Source organism: Pseudomonas sp. GW-45 (genome assembly GCF_056896675.1).
Genome location: NZ_CM167674.1, coordinates 3,491,653 through 3,510,512, shown reverse-complemented (window position 1 = coordinate 3,510,512; position 18,860 = coordinate 3,491,653). Strand labels below are relative to the sequence as shown.

Annotated in this window: 19 protein-coding genes; 5 read left to right on the top strand and 14 right to left on the bottom strand. The window is 57.4% G+C overall.

The features are described 5' to 3' along the window. Positions 1-2: 2 nt before the first annotated feature. The 3 genes from AC1XYH_RS16565 to AC1XYH_RS16555 are packed head-to-tail and all read right to left on the bottom strand — an operon-like array spanning position 3 to position 2,385. Complete coding sequence (locus AC1XYH_RS16565; RefSeq protein WP_483324216.1) at positions 3-1,379, bottom strand: TRAP transporter large permease; 1,377 nt, start codon at positions 1,377-1,379, stop codon at positions 3-5. Continuing rightward, positions 1,379-1,939 (bottom strand): TRAP transporter small permease subunit, encoded by a 561-nt coding sequence (locus tag AC1XYH_RS16560; RefSeq protein WP_483324215.1) that lies wholly within the window; start codon positions 1,937-1,939, stop codon positions 1,379-1,381. The genes AC1XYH_RS16565 and AC1XYH_RS16560 overlap by 1 nt, the downstream gene beginning before the upstream one ends. A gap of 53 nt (positions 1,940-1,992) precedes the next feature. Continuing rightward, positions 1,993-2,385, bottom strand: coding sequence for an acyl-CoA thioesterase (locus AC1XYH_RS16555; RefSeq protein ID WP_483324214.1), 393 nt, complete (start codon positions 2,383-2,385; stop codon positions 1,993-1,995). A gap of 250 nt (positions 2,386-2,635) precedes the next feature. On the opposite strand from AC1XYH_RS16555, the gene AC1XYH_RS16550 reads away from it, so the two are divergent. From AC1XYH_RS16550 to phoU, 5 genes are all read left to right on the top strand, one after another. Next, positions 2,636-3,604 carry a PstS family phosphate ABC transporter substrate-binding protein gene (locus AC1XYH_RS16550; RefSeq protein WP_483324213.1) on the top strand — a complete coding sequence of 323 codons (969 nt, stop codon included), beginning with the start codon at positions 2,636-2,638 and terminating at the stop codon, positions 3,602-3,604. 118 nt (positions 3,605-3,722) lie between these two features. Then, positions 3,723-5,999: an ABC transporter permease subunit gene (locus AC1XYH_RS16545; RefSeq protein WP_483324212.1), complete on the top strand. Its 2,277-nt coding sequence runs from the start codon at positions 3,723-3,725 to the stop codon at positions 5,997-5,999. 18 nt (positions 6,000-6,017) lie between these two features. Further along, entirely contained in the window at positions 6,018-7,685 is a 1,668-nt protein-coding gene (pstA, locus tag AC1XYH_RS16540; protein WP_483324211.1) for a phosphate ABC transporter permease PstA, read from the top strand. Between the two features lie 27 nt (positions 7,686-7,712). Continuing rightward, positions 7,713-8,546: a phosphate ABC transporter ATP-binding protein PstB gene (pstB, locus tag AC1XYH_RS16535; protein ID WP_483324210.1), complete on the top strand. Its 834-nt coding sequence runs from the start codon at positions 7,713-7,715 to the stop codon at positions 8,544-8,546. A gap of 14 nt (positions 8,547-8,560) precedes the next feature. Continuing rightward, positions 8,561-9,292: a phosphate signaling complex protein PhoU gene (gene phoU, locus AC1XYH_RS16530; protein ID WP_483324209.1), complete on the top strand. Its 732-nt coding sequence runs from the start codon at positions 8,561-8,563 to the stop codon at positions 9,290-9,292. Positions 9,293-9,359: 67 nt separating this feature from the next. Here phoU and AC1XYH_RS16525 read toward each other — a convergent pair whose 3' ends face one another. The 11 genes from AC1XYH_RS16525 to AC1XYH_RS16475 all read right to left on the bottom strand — a co-directional run bounded on the left by AC1XYH_RS16525 (position 9,360) and on the right by AC1XYH_RS16475 (position 18,750). Further along, positions 9,360-9,674, bottom strand: coding sequence for a c-type cytochrome (locus AC1XYH_RS16525; RefSeq protein WP_483324208.1), 315 nt, complete (start codon positions 9,672-9,674; stop codon positions 9,360-9,362). 273 nt (positions 9,675-9,947) lie between these two features. After that, on the bottom strand, positions 9,948-10,625 hold the full coding sequence (locus AC1XYH_RS16520) for a hypothetical protein (RefSeq protein ID WP_483324207.1): 678 nt from the start codon (positions 10,623-10,625) through the stop codon (positions 9,948-9,950). Between the two features lie 68 nt (positions 10,626-10,693). Then, entirely contained in the window at positions 10,694-12,049 is a 1,356-nt protein-coding gene (locus tag AC1XYH_RS16515) for a PASTA domain-containing protein (RefSeq protein ID WP_483324206.1), read from the bottom strand. Between the two features lie 12 nt (positions 12,050-12,061). After that, a complete protein-coding gene (locus tag AC1XYH_RS16510) occupies positions 12,062-12,796 on the bottom strand; it encodes a hypothetical protein (protein ID WP_483324205.1) in 735 nt (244 codons plus the stop codon). A gap of 2 nt (positions 12,797-12,798) precedes the next feature. Continuing rightward, entirely contained in the window at positions 12,799-13,572 is a 774-nt protein-coding gene (locus AC1XYH_RS16505) for a hypothetical protein (RefSeq protein ID WP_483324204.1), read from the bottom strand. Next, positions 13,569-14,093 carry a hypothetical protein gene (locus tag AC1XYH_RS16500; RefSeq protein ID WP_483324203.1) on the bottom strand — a complete coding sequence of 175 codons (525 nt, stop codon included), beginning with the start codon at positions 14,091-14,093 and terminating at the stop codon, positions 13,569-13,571. Before AC1XYH_RS16500 ends, AC1XYH_RS16505 begins: the two co-directional genes overlap by 4 nt. A gap of 24 nt (positions 14,094-14,117) precedes the next feature. Next, positions 14,118-14,819, bottom strand: a complete 702-nt coding sequence (locus AC1XYH_RS16495) for a hypothetical protein (RefSeq protein WP_483324202.1) — start codon at positions 14,817-14,819, stop codon at positions 14,118-14,120. Between the two features lie 30 nt (positions 14,820-14,849). Beyond that, positions 14,850-15,329, bottom strand: a complete 480-nt coding sequence (locus AC1XYH_RS16490) for a hypothetical protein (RefSeq protein ID WP_483324201.1) — start codon at positions 15,327-15,329, stop codon at positions 14,850-14,852. Positions 15,330-15,332: 3 nt separating this feature from the next. Then, complete coding sequence (locus AC1XYH_RS16485) at positions 15,333-17,057, bottom strand: OmpA family protein (RefSeq protein WP_483324200.1); 1,725 nt, start codon at positions 17,055-17,057, stop codon at positions 15,333-15,335. Between the two features lie 12 nt (positions 17,058-17,069). Beyond that, complete coding sequence (locus tag AC1XYH_RS16480; protein ID WP_483324199.1) at positions 17,070-17,648, bottom strand: hypothetical protein; 579 nt, start codon at positions 17,646-17,648, stop codon at positions 17,070-17,072. Beyond that, the gene (locus tag AC1XYH_RS16475) at positions 17,635-18,750 is read right to left on the bottom strand and encodes a hypothetical protein (RefSeq protein ID WP_483324198.1); all 1,116 of its coding nucleotides are present in this window, start codon (positions 18,748-18,750) and stop codon (positions 17,635-17,637) included. Before AC1XYH_RS16475 ends, AC1XYH_RS16480 begins: the two co-directional genes overlap by 14 nt. Between the last annotated feature and the right edge of the window lie 110 nt (positions 18,751-18,860).

The following is an 18,860-nucleotide window of genomic DNA, read 5'->3' as shown; positions in this document are numbered from 1 at the left end:
GTTTAGCGCCCCATCAGCCCCGGCAGCCAGGTCACCAGTCCTGGCCAGCAGGCGGCGATGATCAGCATTAGTATCTGGATGGCAATGAAAGGCAGCACCCCGCGATAGATCGCCGAGGTCGGTACGCTGGCCGGCGTCACGCCGCGCAGGTAGAACAACGAAAAGCCGAACGGCGGCGTCAGGAAAGAAGTCTGCAGGTTTAGCGCAATCATCACGCCGAGCCACACTGGGTCAAGTCCCATGCTCAGCAACACCGGCCCAACAATCGGCACCACCACAAAGGTGATCTCGATGAAGTCGAGAATAAAGCCGAGGAAGAAAATCACCAGCATGACTACCAGGGTGGCGGTAAAAACGCCGCCGGGTAGTTGGTCAAACAGGTGGTGAATCAAGTCGTCGCCGCCATAGCCACGAAAGACCAGTGAGAAGATAGAAGCACCGAGCAGAATCATGAATACCATAGCGCTGATCTCGGTGGTCGCTTGTGCCACTTCACGCAGCTTGCCGATCCCGAGCTGGCGCTTCGCCAATGCCAGCAAGGTTGCGCCGAGTGCGCCGACGGCGGCGGCTTCGGTTGGCGTGGCGATACCGGCGAGAATCGACCCGAGTACCGACATGATCAAGAGCAGCGGCGGTAGCAAGCTCATCAACACGCCGCGCCAAGATACCTCGGCGCGTTCCTCGCGCGATAGCGCCGGTAGCTTGTGCGGTTGCCAGATAGCAACGCCGACTAAGTACAGCAGGTATAAACCGACGAGCATCAGTCCGGGCACCAGCGAGCCAATAAACAAGTCGCTGACGGTCACGGTTTTCGGCGAAAAGATGCCCATGCGGGTTTGCGCTTGCTGGTAGGCATTGGACAGCACATCTCCTAGCAGCACCAAAATGATCGACGGTGGGATGATTTGCCCGAGGGTGCCGGTCGCGGCGAGGGTGCCGGTGGCGATCGAGGGGTCGTAGCCACGGCGCAGCATGGTCGGTAACGCCAGTAGCCCGAGGGTTACCACGGTAGCGCCGACAATCCCGGTGCTGGCCGCCAAGAGTGCGCCAACAATGCACACGGAAAACGCTAACCCGCCTCGCAAGCCGCCGAATAAACGCGACATGGCATCCAGCAGGTCTTCGGCGATGCGCGACTTCTCCAGCATCACACCCATAAACACAAACAGCGGCACGGCTAGCAAGGTCTGGTTGTTCATGGTGCCAAACAGTCGGCTAGGCAGGGCACCGAGGAAGCTTGGGTCGAATAAATTGAGGGCGATGCCGCCCCCGGCAAACAGCAGGGACATGCCACCCAGAGTAAAGGCAACCGGATAGCCGGCCATCAATGCCAGACAGATACAGATGAACAATGCCACCGCCATGTATTCAACACCCATTACAGATGCTCCTCATGGCTGGCGGGAAGGTGACTTGGCAGAGCGTCGAATATAACGGCAGCGGTTTTGATTAGCTGCGATATCGCCTGCAACAACAGACTGGCCACCAGCAGTAAAATGAAGCTTTTCTGGATATACACCCACTGCAGGCCGCCGGCATCGGCTGATCGCTCTTGTCGTTGCCAAGCCACGCTGACGTAGTCCCAACAGTTCCAGGCGAGAAATAGGCACACGGGCAGCAGAAATAGCAGGGTGCCGGAGAAGTCGATCAGGGCTTTGCCACGGGAAGAGAAGCGTCGGAAGAAGATGTCGACGCGTACGTGGGCGTCGCGTTGCAGAGCCCAGGCGGCAGCGCCCATGAACGCGAGCGAATGGCCGTACATGACCAACTCTTGAGTGGCGGTAGCGCCAATATCGAAACCGTAGCGCAGTAGCACTATCAGGCAGGTCAACAGCACCATTAATAGGCTCAGCCAGGCGACGCTGCGGCCAAGCAGGTTGTTGGCGGAATCAATGGTACGCGCCAGCGTAAGGCTGGCGGTGAGCAGCGGACGAAGCATATCAGCGAGCACTCGGTCGGGGTGGCGGCGCTGTTACTCCGGCCCAAAGACGATCAGGACGGTATAACGCGGGTCCGGCCACGGTCATCAATGGCAACGAAGACGAAGGTGGCTTCAGTTACCTTGCGGCTTTCGTCATGGGCCAGATCTTCGCTCCAGACTTCAACCAGCATCTTTATTGAGCTGCGGCCGATATCCAGTACGTCGCAATGAAAGGCCAGCTGCGCGCCTACCGGTACCGGAACCATGAAGCCCATGCGGTCGATGGCGACGGTAGCGACACGGCCACGTGCGATACGCGCCGAGGTGCTGGTGCCAGCCACGTCCATCTGGGCTACTAGCCACCCTCCGTAAATATCGCCAAAGCTGTTGCAGTCGCGGGGCAGGGTGGTGATTTTAAGCGCCAGTTCACCCTGCGGAACCGGGTCCATATCTAAGTCGTGCATTGAACACTCGAGTAGTGGTCTATTTGTATTTGTTGTGTTCACCGGTGGTAAAGCGTCGATAAAATCCGGCTAAGCCTTCTATGGTAAGGGATAGCGGCCGGTGTCTCAATCATTCTCTGCCAGCAAATGCCAGAGTTGGGCGCTGGTTAGTGCGTTTCACACAATTGTCATAATTCGTGAATAGAGTTGTCACATCACGCTTTGATACTGAGTCGCGTGTTGCAAACACTACCTCATCTAGGAGAATGACATGAAACTCAAGCGTATGTTCGCTGCTGTGACCTTCGCTGCTGCCGGCGTAGCCGCCAGCTCAGCCTTTGCTGCCGTTGATCAGAGTCTGGAAGATTACCAGCGCGCTGGTGGTGTATCCGGCAATATCTCCAGCGTTGGCTCTGACACATTGGCTAACATGATGACGCTGTGGGCCGAAGAGTTTAAGCGCATGTACCCGAACGTCAACATTCAGATTCAGGCTGCAGGTTCTTCCACTGCGCCACCGGCTCTGACTGAAGGTACATCTAACCTCGCTCCCATGAGTCGCATGATGAAAGACAGCGAAATTCAGGCGTTCGAAGAGCGTTATGGCTACAAGCCTACCGCTGTGCCTGTTGCTATCGATGCCTTGGCTGTTTTCGCTCACAAGGATAACCCGATCAAAGGCCTGACCATGGCCCAGGTAGACGGTATCTTCTCTTCTACTCACCTGTGTGGCGGCGAAGAGCTGAACACCTGGGGTCAGCTGGGTTTGACGGGTCAGTGGGTTGACCGTGATATTCAGCTGTACGGCCGTAACTCGGTATCCGGCACTTACGGTTACTTCAAGGAAAACGCACTGTGCAAGGGCGACTTCCGCAGCGGCGTGAATGAGCAGCCTGGCTCGGCATCTGTTGTTCAGTCTGTCAGCCAGTCTCTGAACGCAGTAGGTTACTCCGGACTGGGTTACAAGACCTCCAGCGTTCGCGCAGTTCCGTTGGCCAAGGCTGAAGGTGAAGAGTTCATCGAAGCCAACGAAGCCAACGCCATCGCCGGTACTTACCCGCTGTCACGCTTCCTTTATGTTTACGTGAACAAAGCACCGAATGGCGAGCTGGCTCCACTGGAGCGTGAGTTCGTTAAGATGATGCTGTCCAAGCAGGGTCAGGAAATCGTCTTCAAAGACGGTTACGTGCCTATGCCCAAGCGCGCTGTAGACAAGGTTCACTCCGAACTGGGCTTCTAAGCCAGTCTTGGTTGGGCAAGGATGCCTGAGTGATAAGGGGGTGTGTCGATGACACACCCCTTTTTACCGTCATATCGTTGTAACCATTTCGTCACATTGACCCTGTAGGGTGTGCGCCATGACTATGCAATCATCACCCAAGACGTCCCGCGTCGACTTCAATACGCCTGCGATGCAACGCCATCGAGCCATGCGTCACTTCAAGGATCACTTCACTCGCTGGTACGTTGCGATTGGTGGCCTGGGTGTGATCGTTGCCGTGTTGCTGATCTTTCTTTATTTGCTGTCGGAAGTACTGCCGTTGTTTGGCGGTGCAGATATAGAACAGCATGAACGCTATTCCACCACCTGGCTGGAAGCGAGCGATCCGCCGTTAATGCTGGCTATGGAAGAGCAGGGCGAGGTGGCTATTCGTGTCTCCGCTGCCGGGCATGTGAACTTCTTCAAGACGGCAGATGGCGGGTTGATTTCCGATCAACAGTTGCCGATTCCTGAAGGCGTAACGGTCTCCAGCTTTAGCGTAGAGAGTCCGAACACACGTCAGTTCGTCGTTGGCCTGAGTAACGGTCAGGTGATCATCGGCAAACATAACTACAAGGTGACCTACCCGAACGATGTTCGGTTGATTACCCCCGAATTGAAATTCCCCTACGGTGAAGAGCCGATCGACCTGGACAAACAAGGCCGTGCGCTTGAGCACGTGGCCATGACGGGTAATGACAGCGGGCTAACGCTGGCGGCTAACGTAGGGCGCGAGTTGTTGGTAACCACCATCAGCCGACAAGAAAATATCATGACCGGTGAAGTGACCACGTCGCAAAGCGAGCTGTCACTCAGCCCGGCGCAAGGCGATGTGGATAACATCCTGATCGACCCGTTGCGCCAGTGGATGTACGTAGTAAACGATGATCAGTACGTTGATGTGCTGTCGCTGCGTGATCGCGGGGAGCTTAACGGCCACTATAAAGTGGTCTCCGCCAATGGCGGGCGAGTGACCGCCAGCAATTTGATGCTCGGCGGTATCTCGCTGATTATTGGTGATAGCAATGGCGGTTTGCAGCAGTGGTTCATGGTGCGCGGCAACGGCAAACCGACGCTCACCCCGGTACGCAGCTTTGATCAGCAAGCCGGTGAAGCCATTCAGATGATTCAGCCGGAGGAACGCCGCAAGGTATTCCTGACTACCGATGCTGAAGGTCAGTTGGGTATTTACAACTCCACGGCCCACAACAACCTGCTGGTAGAGCCGCTGGATAAGCAAGCGGTACGCGCCTTTGCTATCGGCCCGCGCGCCGACCATTTGCTGGTAGAGCACGACAATGGCGAGCTGAGCTACTGGGACGTCGAGAACGAGCACCCGGAAATCTCCTGGTCTTCGTTGTGGGGCAAGGTCTGGTACGAAAGCTACCCTGAGCCCGATTACGTGTGGCAGTCCACCTCGGCTACCTCCGAGTTCGAGCCGAAATTGAGTTTGGCTCCGTTGACCTTCGGTACTCTGAAGGCCGCTTTCTACGCGATGATTCTAGCCACACCCATTGCCATCGCAGCCGCTGTATATACCGCCTACTTCATGGCGCCGGGCATGCGCCGTAAGGTCAAGCCGGTGATCGAATTGATGGAAGCGCTACCGACAGTGATCCTCGGTTTCCTGGCAGGCTTGTGGTTGGCACCGCTGCTGGAGGACAACCTGCCGGGCATTGTCTCGTTGCTGATTCTCTTGCCCATTGTATTCATCGGCTTTGCCTATTCCTGGAGCCTGCTGCCTGAGCGCGTGCGCCTGGCGATTCCTGATGGCTGGGAAGCTGCGTTGTTGATTCCCGTTACGCTGCTGTTGGGCTTGGCCTGCTTTGAAGCCAGCGTGTATATCGAGGCCTGGTTCTTCGGGGGCGATATGCGCGTCTACCTGACCCGCGATCTGGGTATCGACTTTGATCAACGCAACTCTCTGGTGGTGGGTTTGGCCATGGGCTTTGCGGTGATTCCCACGATTTTCTCGATTGCTGAAGACGCAGTCTTCAGTGTGCCGCGCCACCTCACGCAAGGTTCGCTGGCGCTGGGTGCTACGCCTTGGCAAACGATGAGTCGCGTGGTGATTCTGACAGCTAGTCCGGGCATCTTCTCGGGCGTGATGATCGGTATGGGTCGCGCCGTGGGCGAAACCATGATCGTACTGATGGCTACCGGTAATACGCCGATCATGGACTGGAATATCTTTGAGGGCATGCGCACGCTATCGGCCAACATCGCGGTAGAGATGCCCGAATCGGAAGTCGGCAGTACGCATTATCGTGTGCTCTTCCTTGCGGCACTGGTGTTGCTCAGCTTCACCTTCCTGATGAACACGGCAGCAGAGCTGATACGTCAGCGCCTGCGCAAGAAATATGCCTCACTCTGACCTACAGGAATTTACACAGTGAAACAGAGCAACTTTGTAACCTGGTTCAAAACAGGTAGCCCCTGGGTCTGGATGAATGCGGGCGCGGTCGCCATTGCGGTGATCATGACGCTTGGCCTGCTTTTCCTTATCGCCGTGCGAGGCCTCAGCCATTTTTGGCCAGCCGACGTTATGGAAGCGGAATACACCATCCCCGGCCAGCCGACTATTACCTTACTTGGTGAGGTCACTACCCGCGAGCAGGTGCCGACTGAACGTCTGCACGGCGCCGGGCTGCCGGTTGATCCAGAAAAGTCCGAATTTATGCAGCGTGAGCTGCTGAAGGTCGGTAACCGTGATTTGTACGGTGCGGATTTCCGCTGGATCGTGGCCGACTGGTTGACCGATGAGCGCTACCCCGAAGACGTCATCGCCATCGAGCGTCGCGAGTGGGGTAATTTTTACGGTTATCTGCTGAATGTCAGTCAGGATGGCAAGGTCATTGAGGGTGAGCAGGCTAAGCAGGCGCTAGGCGCTTCTGTTGAGCGGGCTGAGGGTATCTACAAAGAAATTCACTCACTGGAAACCGGCGCCATTGGCAAGATTAACTCCGAGCTGGAACGCATCCGTCTGCGTCAACGCGGCTATGAACTGGACAACGCGCTAACGCCCGATCTTCAGGCGGAGTTGGACGCTGAGGCTGCGGTGCAACACGCTCATTATGCCGAGCTGGAAACCCAGCTGGTTGACCTGTACACCGCCTTCAATCGCGATAGCCTGATGGCGCGTGCCATGGATGGACAGGAAAAGCGCATTAGCATGTCGGCCGTGGTTCGGGTGTTCCAGCCCAACGCCATGGGCGTTCCGGAAAAGATGGGTCACTACTTTGCCAAGCTTTGGGAGTTCGTCAGCGCTGAACCGCGCGAAGCGAATACCGAGGGTGGTGTTTTCCCGGCGATCTTTGGCACCGTGATGATGGTGCTGCTCATGTCGGTCATCGTTACGCCTTTCGGTGTACTGGCAGCAGTATATTTGCGTGAATATGCCAAACAGGGTGTGGTCACCCGCATCATCCGCATTGCGGTAAACAACCTGGCGGGTGTCCCTTCGATTGTGTACGGGGTGTTCGGTCTCGGCTTCTTTATCTACTTTTTGGGCGGCAACATCGATCAGTTGTTCTTCCCGGAGTCGCTGCCTTCACCAACGCTGGGTACTGGCGGCCTGCTCTGGGCCTCGTTGACGCTGGCGCTGCTGACTGTGCCGGTGGTAATTGTGGCAACCGAAGAAGGTCTGACGCGGATTCCACGCTCGTTGCGCGAAGGTTCTTTGGCACTAGGGGCAACCAAGTCCGAGACGCTGTGGAAGGTAATTCTGCCGATGTCCAGCCCAGCCATGATGACTGGCCTGATTCTCGCCGTGGCACGCGCCGCTGGCGAGGTGGCACCGCTGATGCTGGTGGGCGTGGTCAAGCTGGCGCCAACATTGCCGCTGAACGCCAACTATCCTTATTTGCACCTGGATCAGAAGTTCATGCACCTGGGCTTTCATATCTACGACGTTGGCTTCCAGAGCCCGAACGTTGAAGCCGCCCGTCCACTGGTCTACGCCACCGCGTTGTTGCTGGTGGGCGTCATTGCCTCGCTGAATTTTGCGGCGGTCGCTATTCGAAATCACCTGCGCGAAAAATACAAAGCGCTGGAAAACTGATAACCCTTTCAACGCGGACTCAAGACTATGTCTAACAGTACCAAAACCCACGCAATGGATATGAGCGCCCTGGGTCGCCCGCAGCAAGACATGAACATGGACCAGGAAACCATCGCGCTGGACGTGCCGGGGTTGAGCCTGTTCTATGACGCCAAGCAAGCATTGCACAACGTCAGCATCAAGATCCCGCGTAACCGTGTGACTGCCTTTATCGGCCCGTCCGGTTGTGGCAAGTCGACGTTGCTGCGTTGCTTTAATCGCATGAACGATCTGGTGGATAGTTGCCGGGTAGATGGGCAGATTCTGCTAGACGGTCAGGACATCTACGCCAAAGGGGTGAACGTATCCGAGTTGCGTCGCCGCGTGGGCATGGTGTTTCAGAAGCCCAATCCTTTTCCTAAATCGATCTACGAAAACGTCGCTTACGGATTGCGCATTCAGGGCGTGAACAATAAACGCACGCTGGATGAAGCCGTTGAGTGGTCGCTTAAAGGCGCGGCCTTGTGGGACGAGGTCAAGGACCGTTTAAACGAGTCGGCCCTCGGCTTGTCCGGCGGCCAGCAGCAGCGCTTAGTGATCGCCCGTACCATCGCGGTTGAGCCGGAAGTGCTACTGCTGGATGAGCCCGCCTCGGCACTGGACCCCATCTCGACGCTGAAAATTGAAGAACTGATCAATGAGCTCAAGACCAAGTTCACCATTGTCATCGTGACCCACAACATGCAGCAGGCGGCGCGGGTATCCGACTACACTGCCTTTATGTACATGGGCGAATTGATCGAGTTTGGTGATACCAACACCCTGTTCACCAACCCGTCGAAGAAACAGACGGAAGACTACATTACTGGCCGCTACGGCTAACCGGGGATCGCACCATGCCAGATAAAGAAGCGTTTAATCAGCACATTTCCCAGCAATTCAACGCTGAGTTGGAGGAAATCCGCACTCAGCTGTTAGAAATGGGTGGGTTGGTCGAAAAACAGATCAACGATGCCATAGTGGCGCTGATCGAGGGTGATGCCAAACTCGCCGAACAGGTTCGGGAGAAGGACGACGCCATCAACCAGATGGAGCTGGATATTGACCAGGAATGCATGCGCATTCTGGCCCGTCGCCAGCCTGCTGCCAGCGATCTGCGTTTGGTCATCAGCATCACCAAGATCATCGTCGATCTGGAACGTATCGGTGATGAAGCCTCGAAAATTGCTCGTCGAGCGATTGATTTGGTTGAAACCGGTCAGGCGCCAAAGGGCTATGTCGAGTGTCGCCATATCGGCCACCACGTGCGCCGTATGGTGCAAGAGTCGCTGGATGCCTTCGCCCGCATGGACACCGATCAGGCTTTCTCGGTCGCGCGTGAAGACAAATCGGTGGATCAGGAATACAAGTCGGCGATGCGCGAGATGATCACCTTCATGATGGAAGATCCGCGCTCCATTACTCGCGTGCTCAATATCCTCTGGGTGCTGCGCTCACTTGAACGTGTGGGTGACCACGCGCGCAACGTGGCCGAGCATGTGATCTATCTGGTCAAGGGCACCGATGTGCGTCACATCGGCCTTAAGCGCATGGAAGCCGAGATCCGTAAGGAAGGTAAGGCCGAGTAAACCGAGTGGTATTGCCATCAACAACAAACCCGCCAATTGGCGGGTTTGTTGTTGATACGAAACCATTTCAATTGTGACTCAGCACCCACTCAGCCAGAATTTTGGCTTCCTCATCAGTCACCTGGTTTGGTGGCATTGGGATCGGCCCCCAGAGGCCGGAGACGCCATTTTTTATATGGCCGGCAACCGTTTCAACGGCGCCGTCCTGGCCGGCGTATTTTTTAGCTACGTCGGTGTAAGCCGGGCCTACCACTTTGGTATCGATTTTGTGACAAGCAACGCAAGCTTTGCTGTTGTAAAGGTCTTCACCTTCACTGGCAAATCCCACGCTGGCAGCAAATAGCGCGCTGGCAGTTAGTACCGGTAACAGTATGCTTTTCATCGGGCAGTCCTCACGAGCTGAACGGATTAAGCAGGTTTACCTGCTTTTTAGTGAGCGCTTTGAGAGCGTCTTTCTAAGCTTAAACATGGACGCAAAACTGTAAATTGGCAAGTGACGCTTTGTCGCGTTTGAGCAATGGATGAAAGCACGCGGAGTGAGTGTGTAGCGGACACAAACTCAGTTTATAGAGCTTGTGTGGTCCGCTTGTTATATCAGAGCGTTGCCATTTGCGAGCAATGCCAGTTCCCGTTGGTTTGACGGTGGAAAACGAACTCAAGCAAAACTGACCTGAATTTGCGTGCCAGCTATGCTTATTTCACCTGCTTCCGGCAACTGCCCAGTAATCTTTTTGTTGCTTGGCGGTGTCGCCAGCGGCTCGCCATTTTTGTCTACCGCAATCACTTCCAGGGAAAATCGCGCTGCCAGCGCTTCCGCCTCATCCAGCAGTTTACCTAGCAGGCCGGGCACCACGCGAATTTCGCTGACGCGGCCTGGTGCCGGCACTGGCACTATTCTGAACTGAATTTTGGCAGCGGCGCTGGCTTGGAAGCCATAACGGTTGGTCAGGTCGGCATTCACTGGAGCAGCGTAAATTTTGCTCGCGGGTAGGCGGGGTAAGAAGCGCTCAGCCAGGCTCATTGCTTTAGTGCGGGCTGCCGGCAGCGTCGTTGCTGCAGGGGTGCTGAAGGCGCTGTTCTGGCCGCTGATGCTGAGTGCTACCTGGATTTCACCGGTGGTGTCGGGCAGCGCGTAGAAAGTGGGTTGGTAACCTATTTCTTGCAACAATCTGATCTCATCGCTGTCACTTTCATGATAAATGGCGAGCACCTGCGCCAGTGAGGCGCGATCCAGCGCCTCTTGCGCTTGAGCAACACCTTGGCCGACGGAGGCGATGATGTCGCCGATGGGCGCTGCCATCACGTCGCTGACCAAATCTTTAATGGTGGGCATGGGGTCTTTCCTGTGTGCTGGGCTGTTGCTGAGCCGGGTTAAACTGCTTCGCTGTTGTGCTCCGGCTATCAGGCCTGAGTGAAAACCACCAATACGCTGTCACCGGGTGGCAGCGATGAGCCTTTTGCGGGTATTTGGCGGATTGCCTGGCCGATGCTCTGGGTGCTGCCGCTCACGCTCTGATAGGCCGCTTCCAGTTGTAGGCTCAAGTCGCTGGCAAGCCGCCGCGCCAGGGTTTCTGTCAGGTCGCTGAAATCGGGTACCGTCACCAGCGGCTCGGTGTTTTGGCTGGTGGAGCTTTGCGGTAAGTATTCGAGTGCTACATCGGTAAAGATGCCGCTGTTGCGCTTATCCAGCTCGGCCAATGTCGGCAGTGTCATACTGTTGCCGTTGACCAGGGTTTTCAGGTTCATAGAGACTTTTCCGAGCCGGTAGGGCACGCCGTCTTCATTCAGTTTGTTCTGGGCTTGTTGCAGTTGACGGGCGATGTTGGTGTATAGCTCGCCAGCATCGACCTGGGTATCCATCTGGCTTTTTAGCCGTTCGCTTTCTTCGCGCGCGTTGGCGGCTTCCGCTGCAGCTTCACTGCGCTGTTTGCTTAACTGTTCCAGCCGGTCGGAGAACTGCGCGATCTCAATATTTTTCTGATTCAGGTTGCGTTGCAAGCTCGCGGTAGACAGCTCAAATTCGGTGGATTGGCGCAGTATCTGCTCATTCAGTTGGAGCTTGATCTGATGGGTGGCTAGTTCGATCTGTTCATTGCCAGCGCTGGCAGGCTTGCTCTGCAGCTGTTTTTCCAGTGTTTGGACCTTCAACTGCGCCTGTTTCAGATCGTTGTCGGTGGTCTGCTTGGCGCGTTCAAGGGTGGTGATCAACTGCGCTTTTTGATTCAGCTCCAGCGATTGCACTTCGAGTTGCTTGCTGAGGTCTGCCTGAACCTTGAGATGAGTGCTGCTAATAGGCTGAACCTGAGGCTGGGCACGAATCAGCTGCGGGTTGAGGCGTATGGTGGCCATACTCAACGTTACTTTGGCGACTTCTTTGGGCATGCCCGCAAGCAGATAGTCATCGGCCTCGGTAAAGGGTGCGGCGCGCTCGCTGCGCGCGACTGCGTTGCTGCCCAAGCGCTCAATGTCGCCGTAGGACAGACGCACAAGCTTGCCGGGTTCGACCTTGATCAGGCCTCCCTCGGCCAGTACTCGGCTGGGTTCTTTGGCTTTGCTCGGCTCGCAGAGACGGACTGCAGGCAGGATCTGCTCTTCTGCTAGATCAAGCTTCAGCGCAAAGTCCCCCTTACTGTTTAAGCTGCCCTTGACGACGCTACGCCAGACTTGTCTGGCCATGTCATAGATTTGTAGTTCGACCTGACTGGTGGCGGGCTTGCCGTCTGCTTCGAACACAGTGCCGGTGATGCTCCATTGCATGGGTATTTAATCCTATGGGGTCAAAATCAGCTGGGTAAGAGTGGCGCCGCTGTTGATCAACAGAACCAAATTGGTGTTGGCTGGTAGCTTGTCGCTGAGGGTTGCGCCGACCTGCACGTTGCCTTGCTGGTCGGTTTGCACCAAGCGCTGATCCAGTTGTAGTCCGCTGCGCAGCTTCTCTTCGGTGAGATTTTTTGCGCCGGCAGCTTCGCTCAGTAGCAGGCTGGTTTCCAGGTCCAGATTCAGCTCCACTGGCGCTAAGGTAATGCGCTCGCCAGCGCTGTTGCTTACCTCAATAACCAACTGCCTTTGCAGCGGTTTGGCGGCTTCCAGTACCACTGCTCGTGCGCTGATGCGCAGGGTCGGTAGGCTATTGCTTGGTGGCACCGATATCAGCCGGCCACTAAAGGTGCTGGTGAGTTCAGTGGAGCCAGCACTGGCGGCACCGCCACTTTTAAGATCTGGCAGTTGCAACTTGAGTTGCGGGATGCGGCTGACCTTAATTGCATTGGTGCGTAGGCTGCGGATGCCACTGCTGCTGTTTTCCTGCTCGCTTGGCAGGCTGGCTTCCACGGTAGCCTTGATGCTGAAGTCGAGGTAAGGGAGGTGGTAGCTACTCTGAGGGCGGCCAAACGCATCGGTTGGGGGGATGTCGTCAAGCACCGCCTGAGCATCACGCAGGCCGCGGGCCAGCCCTAAGAGTATCTGCTCAATCGAGCCGCTAACAAAATCACTGGAGTTGCTCATGGTTAATCAGTACTCAATTGTGGGCGTTGGCTACGGCGTTCGGCGGCGCGTTGCTGCAACAAGCTCTGCTGACGTTCGTTGCGGCGGGCTTCGCGGCGTTCTTCAAGGCGGCGCTCCTGTGCTTGCTGACGGCGCTGTTCCAGTTGCTCAAGCGGCCCAGCCTCGACCCCGAGCAAGCGCTGTTGGCGTCGCGCGTAGCGGTCATCAAAGTGTTGCAGGGTAGTCGCATGGTTCGATGTGGTTGCGGCGCTGTCAGTGTCATTAAAAGCATTATTCAAGCGGTCGGTAAGGGGCCGTAACAGCGGTTCGCGCAGACTTTCGCTGCGCTGCTGTTGCAGGCGCGATAGGGCGTTGCTGCGGGCCTGATCGACGCGTTGATCAAGGCGTTGCAACAGGCTCAGATGCGCCTGTTGCTGGCCGGAGGCCTGCGCCTTGGCCTGCTCCAGCTGGCTATCGCGCTGCTGTTGCCATTGTTGCGCGGGTGTTGGGGTAGCAGAGTTGCCCTGCTGTTGAGCGCGCCGCTGCTCCCATTCGGCCTGCTCGGCACGTCGCTCGGCGGCACTCGCCACTGGATAAACGCGCGAGGCGCCAGCGCCGTCGGCTTGCCCACCGAGCAATCGCATTTGCTTCTCTAGCGTTTGCCGCTGCTGTAATAGCCGCTGCAACCCCGGTACCTGCCCGCTGAGCTGCTGCAGGCTGGTGCTCGCCCCAGGTGGGCTCATCGTTGTTGGAGGGGGTTGTTGCCTCGCTAGGTCGCGCCACGTTTTACGGCTCATCCCTCGGCCTCAATCAATGCGCGGATACGTTCCTCCAGAATTGCTGGCGCGGGCACTGGTACCAGCTTGGTGCGCATCACTGAGCTGCCTTCTGCGGAGTACTGGTATTTGCTGGCGTAGCTGGCGCTTACGGAGCTGGCACTGATCGAACCCGCAGCAAAGAATGGCAGCCCCACACCCTTGGCGCTGGCTTTCACTTGAGTACGTTTGTAGGTGGAGCTACGCTCGCTGTTGATGCTGATCGACAGCTTTAGCTCAATCACGGTATCCACAAACTGATAGAAGCTTGGCGTAAAACCCAGCTCCAGCAGGCTGTAGGATTTGCCGTTGCTGAACTCAACCTTGTAGAGGGTTTCGGGCGCGTTCTCGTCTTCGTCGCTGCCGGTGGCAAAGCCCGCCATCATGCGTGCGATGCGCAATGAAACCAGGTCCAGCTCAAGCTGGGCTTCGGCGATGCCGACGCCCATGTTGCGCACGATCAGGGGAAAGGGCGCATTGAGTAGTTCTGTGCCGATACTCATGGTGGTGGTCCTCTAGTCGCGCGGTTATTCGTCAACCGGCTCGGCGGGTTGGCGGCGAGCTTCGGCAGCTTCCATCATGCTGCGAATACGCTCTTCGAGGATCGGTGGTGGTGGCACGGGCGCCAGCTTGGTGCGTAACAGGCTGGAGCCCTCTGCGGAATACGAATATTTCGATGAGTAGCTGGCATCAACCTGACTGGTTGAAACGGTAGAGGCGTTGCTGTCTTTGCCGCCAAATATCTTGCCAAATAGGCCGCTGGCTTTTTTGTTGCTCTTATTCTTGGTGGTCTTGTTGCTGCTGGTACGCCCGTACTCTGAGGTGCGGGTGATCTTGATGGCGATTTTTACCTCAATGATGGTATCGACGAAGTTGTAAAACACCGGGGTAAAGCCTAGTTCCAGCATGGACAGCCGAGTAGGTACACGAATCTGGCCTTCTTCGGTCTGGAATTTCTTGGCGGCGGTAACGATGTCGGTATAACCCTTATCGGTCGCAGCCAAGCTATCGGCCTCAGCCGGGCTCATGTACTCATGGCCGAAGAAAATGCGACTGTCATCGAAGGTGATGTTGCCATCGTCGTCGTAAACGGTGCGTAGGCCGCCCATCATTTCCGCGACTTCAATCGAGCTTTCGTCCAGTTTGACCTGGGCCTCAGCGATGGCGAACGCCATCTGCCGGATCATATCCCCCATGGGGACGTTCAACAGTTCCTGACCAATACTCATTGTGATGCTCCTTTTTTAGGCTGTCGCCAATCAGCTATTTGCTCCGGGCAGACCCTCGTCGTAGAGGCGCCGCAGGACTTCGTTGAGGGCTTCGGGGGCGGGCAGCGATACCAGACGTGCAGCTATCGAGCTTGACCCTTCGGCGGAAACCGAGAATTTTCGGGCGTAGGACACGTCAACACTGGCGGCCACCATAACGACGCCGTAGTTGACCTTGGCGGTGACTCCGGCCGAGACCGAGGTTTCCGTTGTTTCAGTCATGCTGAATGACAGCTTTGCCTCTACGGTGGCTTCGGTGAAGGCGTAGAAGCTGGGGGTAAAGCCCAGAGTCAGCAGGTTGTAGGTCTCGCCGCCGAGTTCCACTGGCGTTTCCGCCATGGCTTTGGCGACCTGCACCGAGTTGGCATCCAGCGCCGATTGCGCCTGGGCTATCGCTACGCCAAGCCGCTCAATGATTTGGGGCAGCGGCGCGCTGACCAGTGAGCGGGTAACACTGACGGTTTCGCTCATGGCCTAGTCCCTCAGGTAGGTGCGGATGGTGTCGAGAAATTCTGGCGGTGCGGGGATGGAAACCAGTCGCGCGGAGATGGTCGAGTTGCCGGTGACATCGAGCTCAAACTGGCGGGCATGGCGCACGTCCAGCGTGGCGCCAAACGCGACAGTGTTGTTGCCCGTTCGCCGGGTGGTTTCGCGCTCGCTACTGCTGTTGGCGAACTGCTCATTGATGGTGATGCTTTCGCTGCTGGTGATGCGTAGATCACGGCTTGAGGTGCTGATCAGGTGTAGCCGTACCGGATCACTTTTACGCGCCAGATGGCAAACTGAGCCGCCGGCGGAGGCGCTGATCTGACTATCGCTGTCGGCGTTGATGCTGTCGGCGAGGTTTTTGGCAAAGGCTTGTGGGCTGTTGGCGGCATGACCGTCCGCAGCTGCGCCGGATAACCCCCAGCTGCGCCCCTCAGCGGTGACCTGCTTACCGTTCAGGCCACTCATGTCGTTGGCGTCAAAGGTCTGAATCCAGCCGTTGCTGCTGGGTTCGGAGTTATCGCGCCTGTCTGGCGTTACGCCGCTAATGACTTGCCCATCAGCGCCCTCGATCAACAACAGGTCGACATCCAACAGAATTTGCACGCGGCGGTGGGCGGGGTCGTGCGGGACGCCTTCAGCTCCATCGGGATTGGCGGCTGCCTCACCTTCACCGTCCGCGTTGGTGATCTTTGTAGGGTCAACGCCATTGGCAATCAGTTGCCGTTTTACCTCATCGGCTCTGCGCTGCGACAGGCCCAGATTGTATTCCGGGCTGGCGGGTGCATCGGCATGGCCGACCAGCCGTAAGGGCAGCCCGGCACGGGCGAGTATCTGTGCGGTTTCCTGCAGGCCGTCGCGTTGATCGGGGCGGATGAGGTTGCTGTCGATATCGAACAGTACTTCGTGGATGGCTTCGCCCGGCGCCCAGTGAGTTACCGTGTATCCCGCATCCTCAAAGGCGGTTTTTACCTTGCGGGCATAGTTACCCACGCTGTTGGATCGGCTGACCGGGAGGCTAGTATCCGGGTTGGCGACAAAGGTGGTGTCGCTGTTGCTGGCAATGCGGATCACGCCGCCGGCGTAACCAAAAGCGCGGAAGGCCACCGCATTGGGTGAGACGACCACCTGTTGTGGGCTGGCGTTGGAGGTCGGGTTGATCGGTGTTTCAGTGCGCTCTAAAGCAATAGCGCTAATCTCTGTATTGCCCGCTAGCCCATTGACCAAGCTGCCCAGGCGGCTTTCCAGATCGGCGCCGCTAAGCGCCACACGACTGTCGTTGATGCGCACCTCGCCAGCTGAGCGTGAGGTCACTTCCAGACTGGCTTGGCGGTTACGCGTTTCTGCGCGACTGCCGCTACTGCTGCTGGACGAACTGCTTTCGCCGTCGTTGTTGCTGGTGTCGGCGCTGTTGTAGGCGCCGTTGATACCAAAATCCACTCCGGTAGATTCCTCTACCCGCAAATGCAGGTTCATTGAGCAGCTGATATCGGCGTGTTGATAGTGATAAAAGGCCGGACTGAAGCCCATTTCTATCAAGGTTTTACCGCCCAGGCCGGGGATCGGCTGAATGAAGCTATCCAGCTGTTCAATAGAATTGGTATCCAGCGCTTGCTGGGCGCGGGCGATGCCCAGACCAAGGCTGGAGATGAAATCGGCGACACTGGCATCAGCCAGTATTTCGCCGGGACGCAAACCGTTGTAATCACTCATGCCGGGCTCCTGCTAGAACGGGGTTGCCGCGCGGGCACGTTGCAGGCGCTCGGGTGGCAGTGGGATGGCGCGCGCAGGGTCAACCAGTGCCTTGCGCACGATGAAGTACTGATGTCGCTGCTGTGCTTCGTTGAGCTGCCGACTGCCTACGGTCAACCCACGTTTACTCCAGCCGGTCAGTTCGCGTGCCAGCGGCAGCGCATTCTTTTGGGCCAACTGCAACGCCAGTTCAAAACTGGTCATGGCCTGCTCCACATGGCCCTGTCGCAGCAAAATGCAGCCGCGACGTTGCAGGTTGTCGGCGCGGTCGCGGCTGACCAGCGGCAAGGGCGAAGCAAGACGCTGATAGTGCTGCTCGGCTTCTTCGCAGTAGCGCAGTACGCTATCCAGCTCACCGCTGAGCTCGAGGCTTTCCATCACACACTGGGTGTAGTGGCGGAAAAATACCTCGGGCGCTTTGCTGCTAACGGCCAGCCGCAGAGCCTCGCGATAATGCTCAAGGGCATCTTGATGTTTACCCTTGAGTGCCAGAATTTTGCCTTGCTCGGCGATGCCCAAATGCAGCCGCAAAGTGTTTTCAGTGGCCGCCATGGTCAATTTCCTCCCAACCGTGCTGAATGCCGAGTTGCTCAAGTGCGTCCTGCAACCAGCGCGGCATGAGTTCGCCGTAAATCAGCGGGGAGTGCCAGGGTAAGGCCAGCTGGGTTTGGTCACTGTCGACCAACCCAGCCTGTTGCAGCAGGCCAATAGCTCCGGCGGCATTGCCGGCTTTGGGCAGCAGCAGGCGCGATTGGCGCAGCGTCACAGGCGTGACCTCTACGGGCATGCCAGCAGCGCGCCAAGCGTCCAGACGGCTGGCGAGAGCCTGCGTGGCGACACCCTCTTCGACCACCACCGGAAGATTGTCGAGCACACAGTCGATCAGCTCCGGCGGCAGACCGGCGAGCATCGGCAGCTGGCGGGTGTCGCTGTCGGCACTGACATTGGTCAGGCTCAGGTCGTAGCGCATGAAGGTCAGATCGAGTAGGCGAATACCGCCGGCGGCTTGGTGGCGCCGCCACAGATACAAAGCTTGTTTGGTATCCAGGGTTTCCAGCACCTCGCAGCTGTCTGTGTCATAGCGAATGCCCTGCAGGCGCAGGTCATGCAGCAGACTATCGAGACTGGGGCCGGGTGCACGATTGATCAGTAATTGGTAGCGGGCAAGCGCGCGGGTGGAGCAAAGCAGCTCGACGTCGAGATCGGTTAACAACGCACTCAGAGCAGCTGCGGTGGCTTCGCTAACATCACCCAGTACGACGCCGGGCGCGGTCATCAGCATGTTCAATGCGGCCTCGGGGCGGCACCCTAAAAATTGGCTGAGGCGCTGGCAGCAGGCGGGTAATTGGCTGATGTCGCGTACATAAAGGGCGATATCTAATAGCGTGTCGGTCTGCGGGCTGGGCAGGTGGGATGCCTCGACGCGAACATGCAGTCCAGCCTGCTGAAGGATGTTGGCCAAGCCCTGTGCCTGCGCTGGTGGCAAATCTTCAAGTAGCACTGAGGGCGCGCGGTATAACGCATTGGCCACGCGGCTGGCAGGTAATCCCAGTTGCCGGGCCAACAGGCCGGCTAATCCGGGCCGCGCTGAGCCGACGGATTCAATTACAACGCGTTGGCCGGTAGCAACAGGCGGCTGGAGGACTGCGTCCATGGTAGGTTCTCCTGGGTCAGTCGCGCGCGCGCCGACGGCGGATCAACCGGGAATCCGACTTCGGCGCTATGCGTGGGGTTTGCAGTAACTGGGCGTGCAGTCGGGTCGAG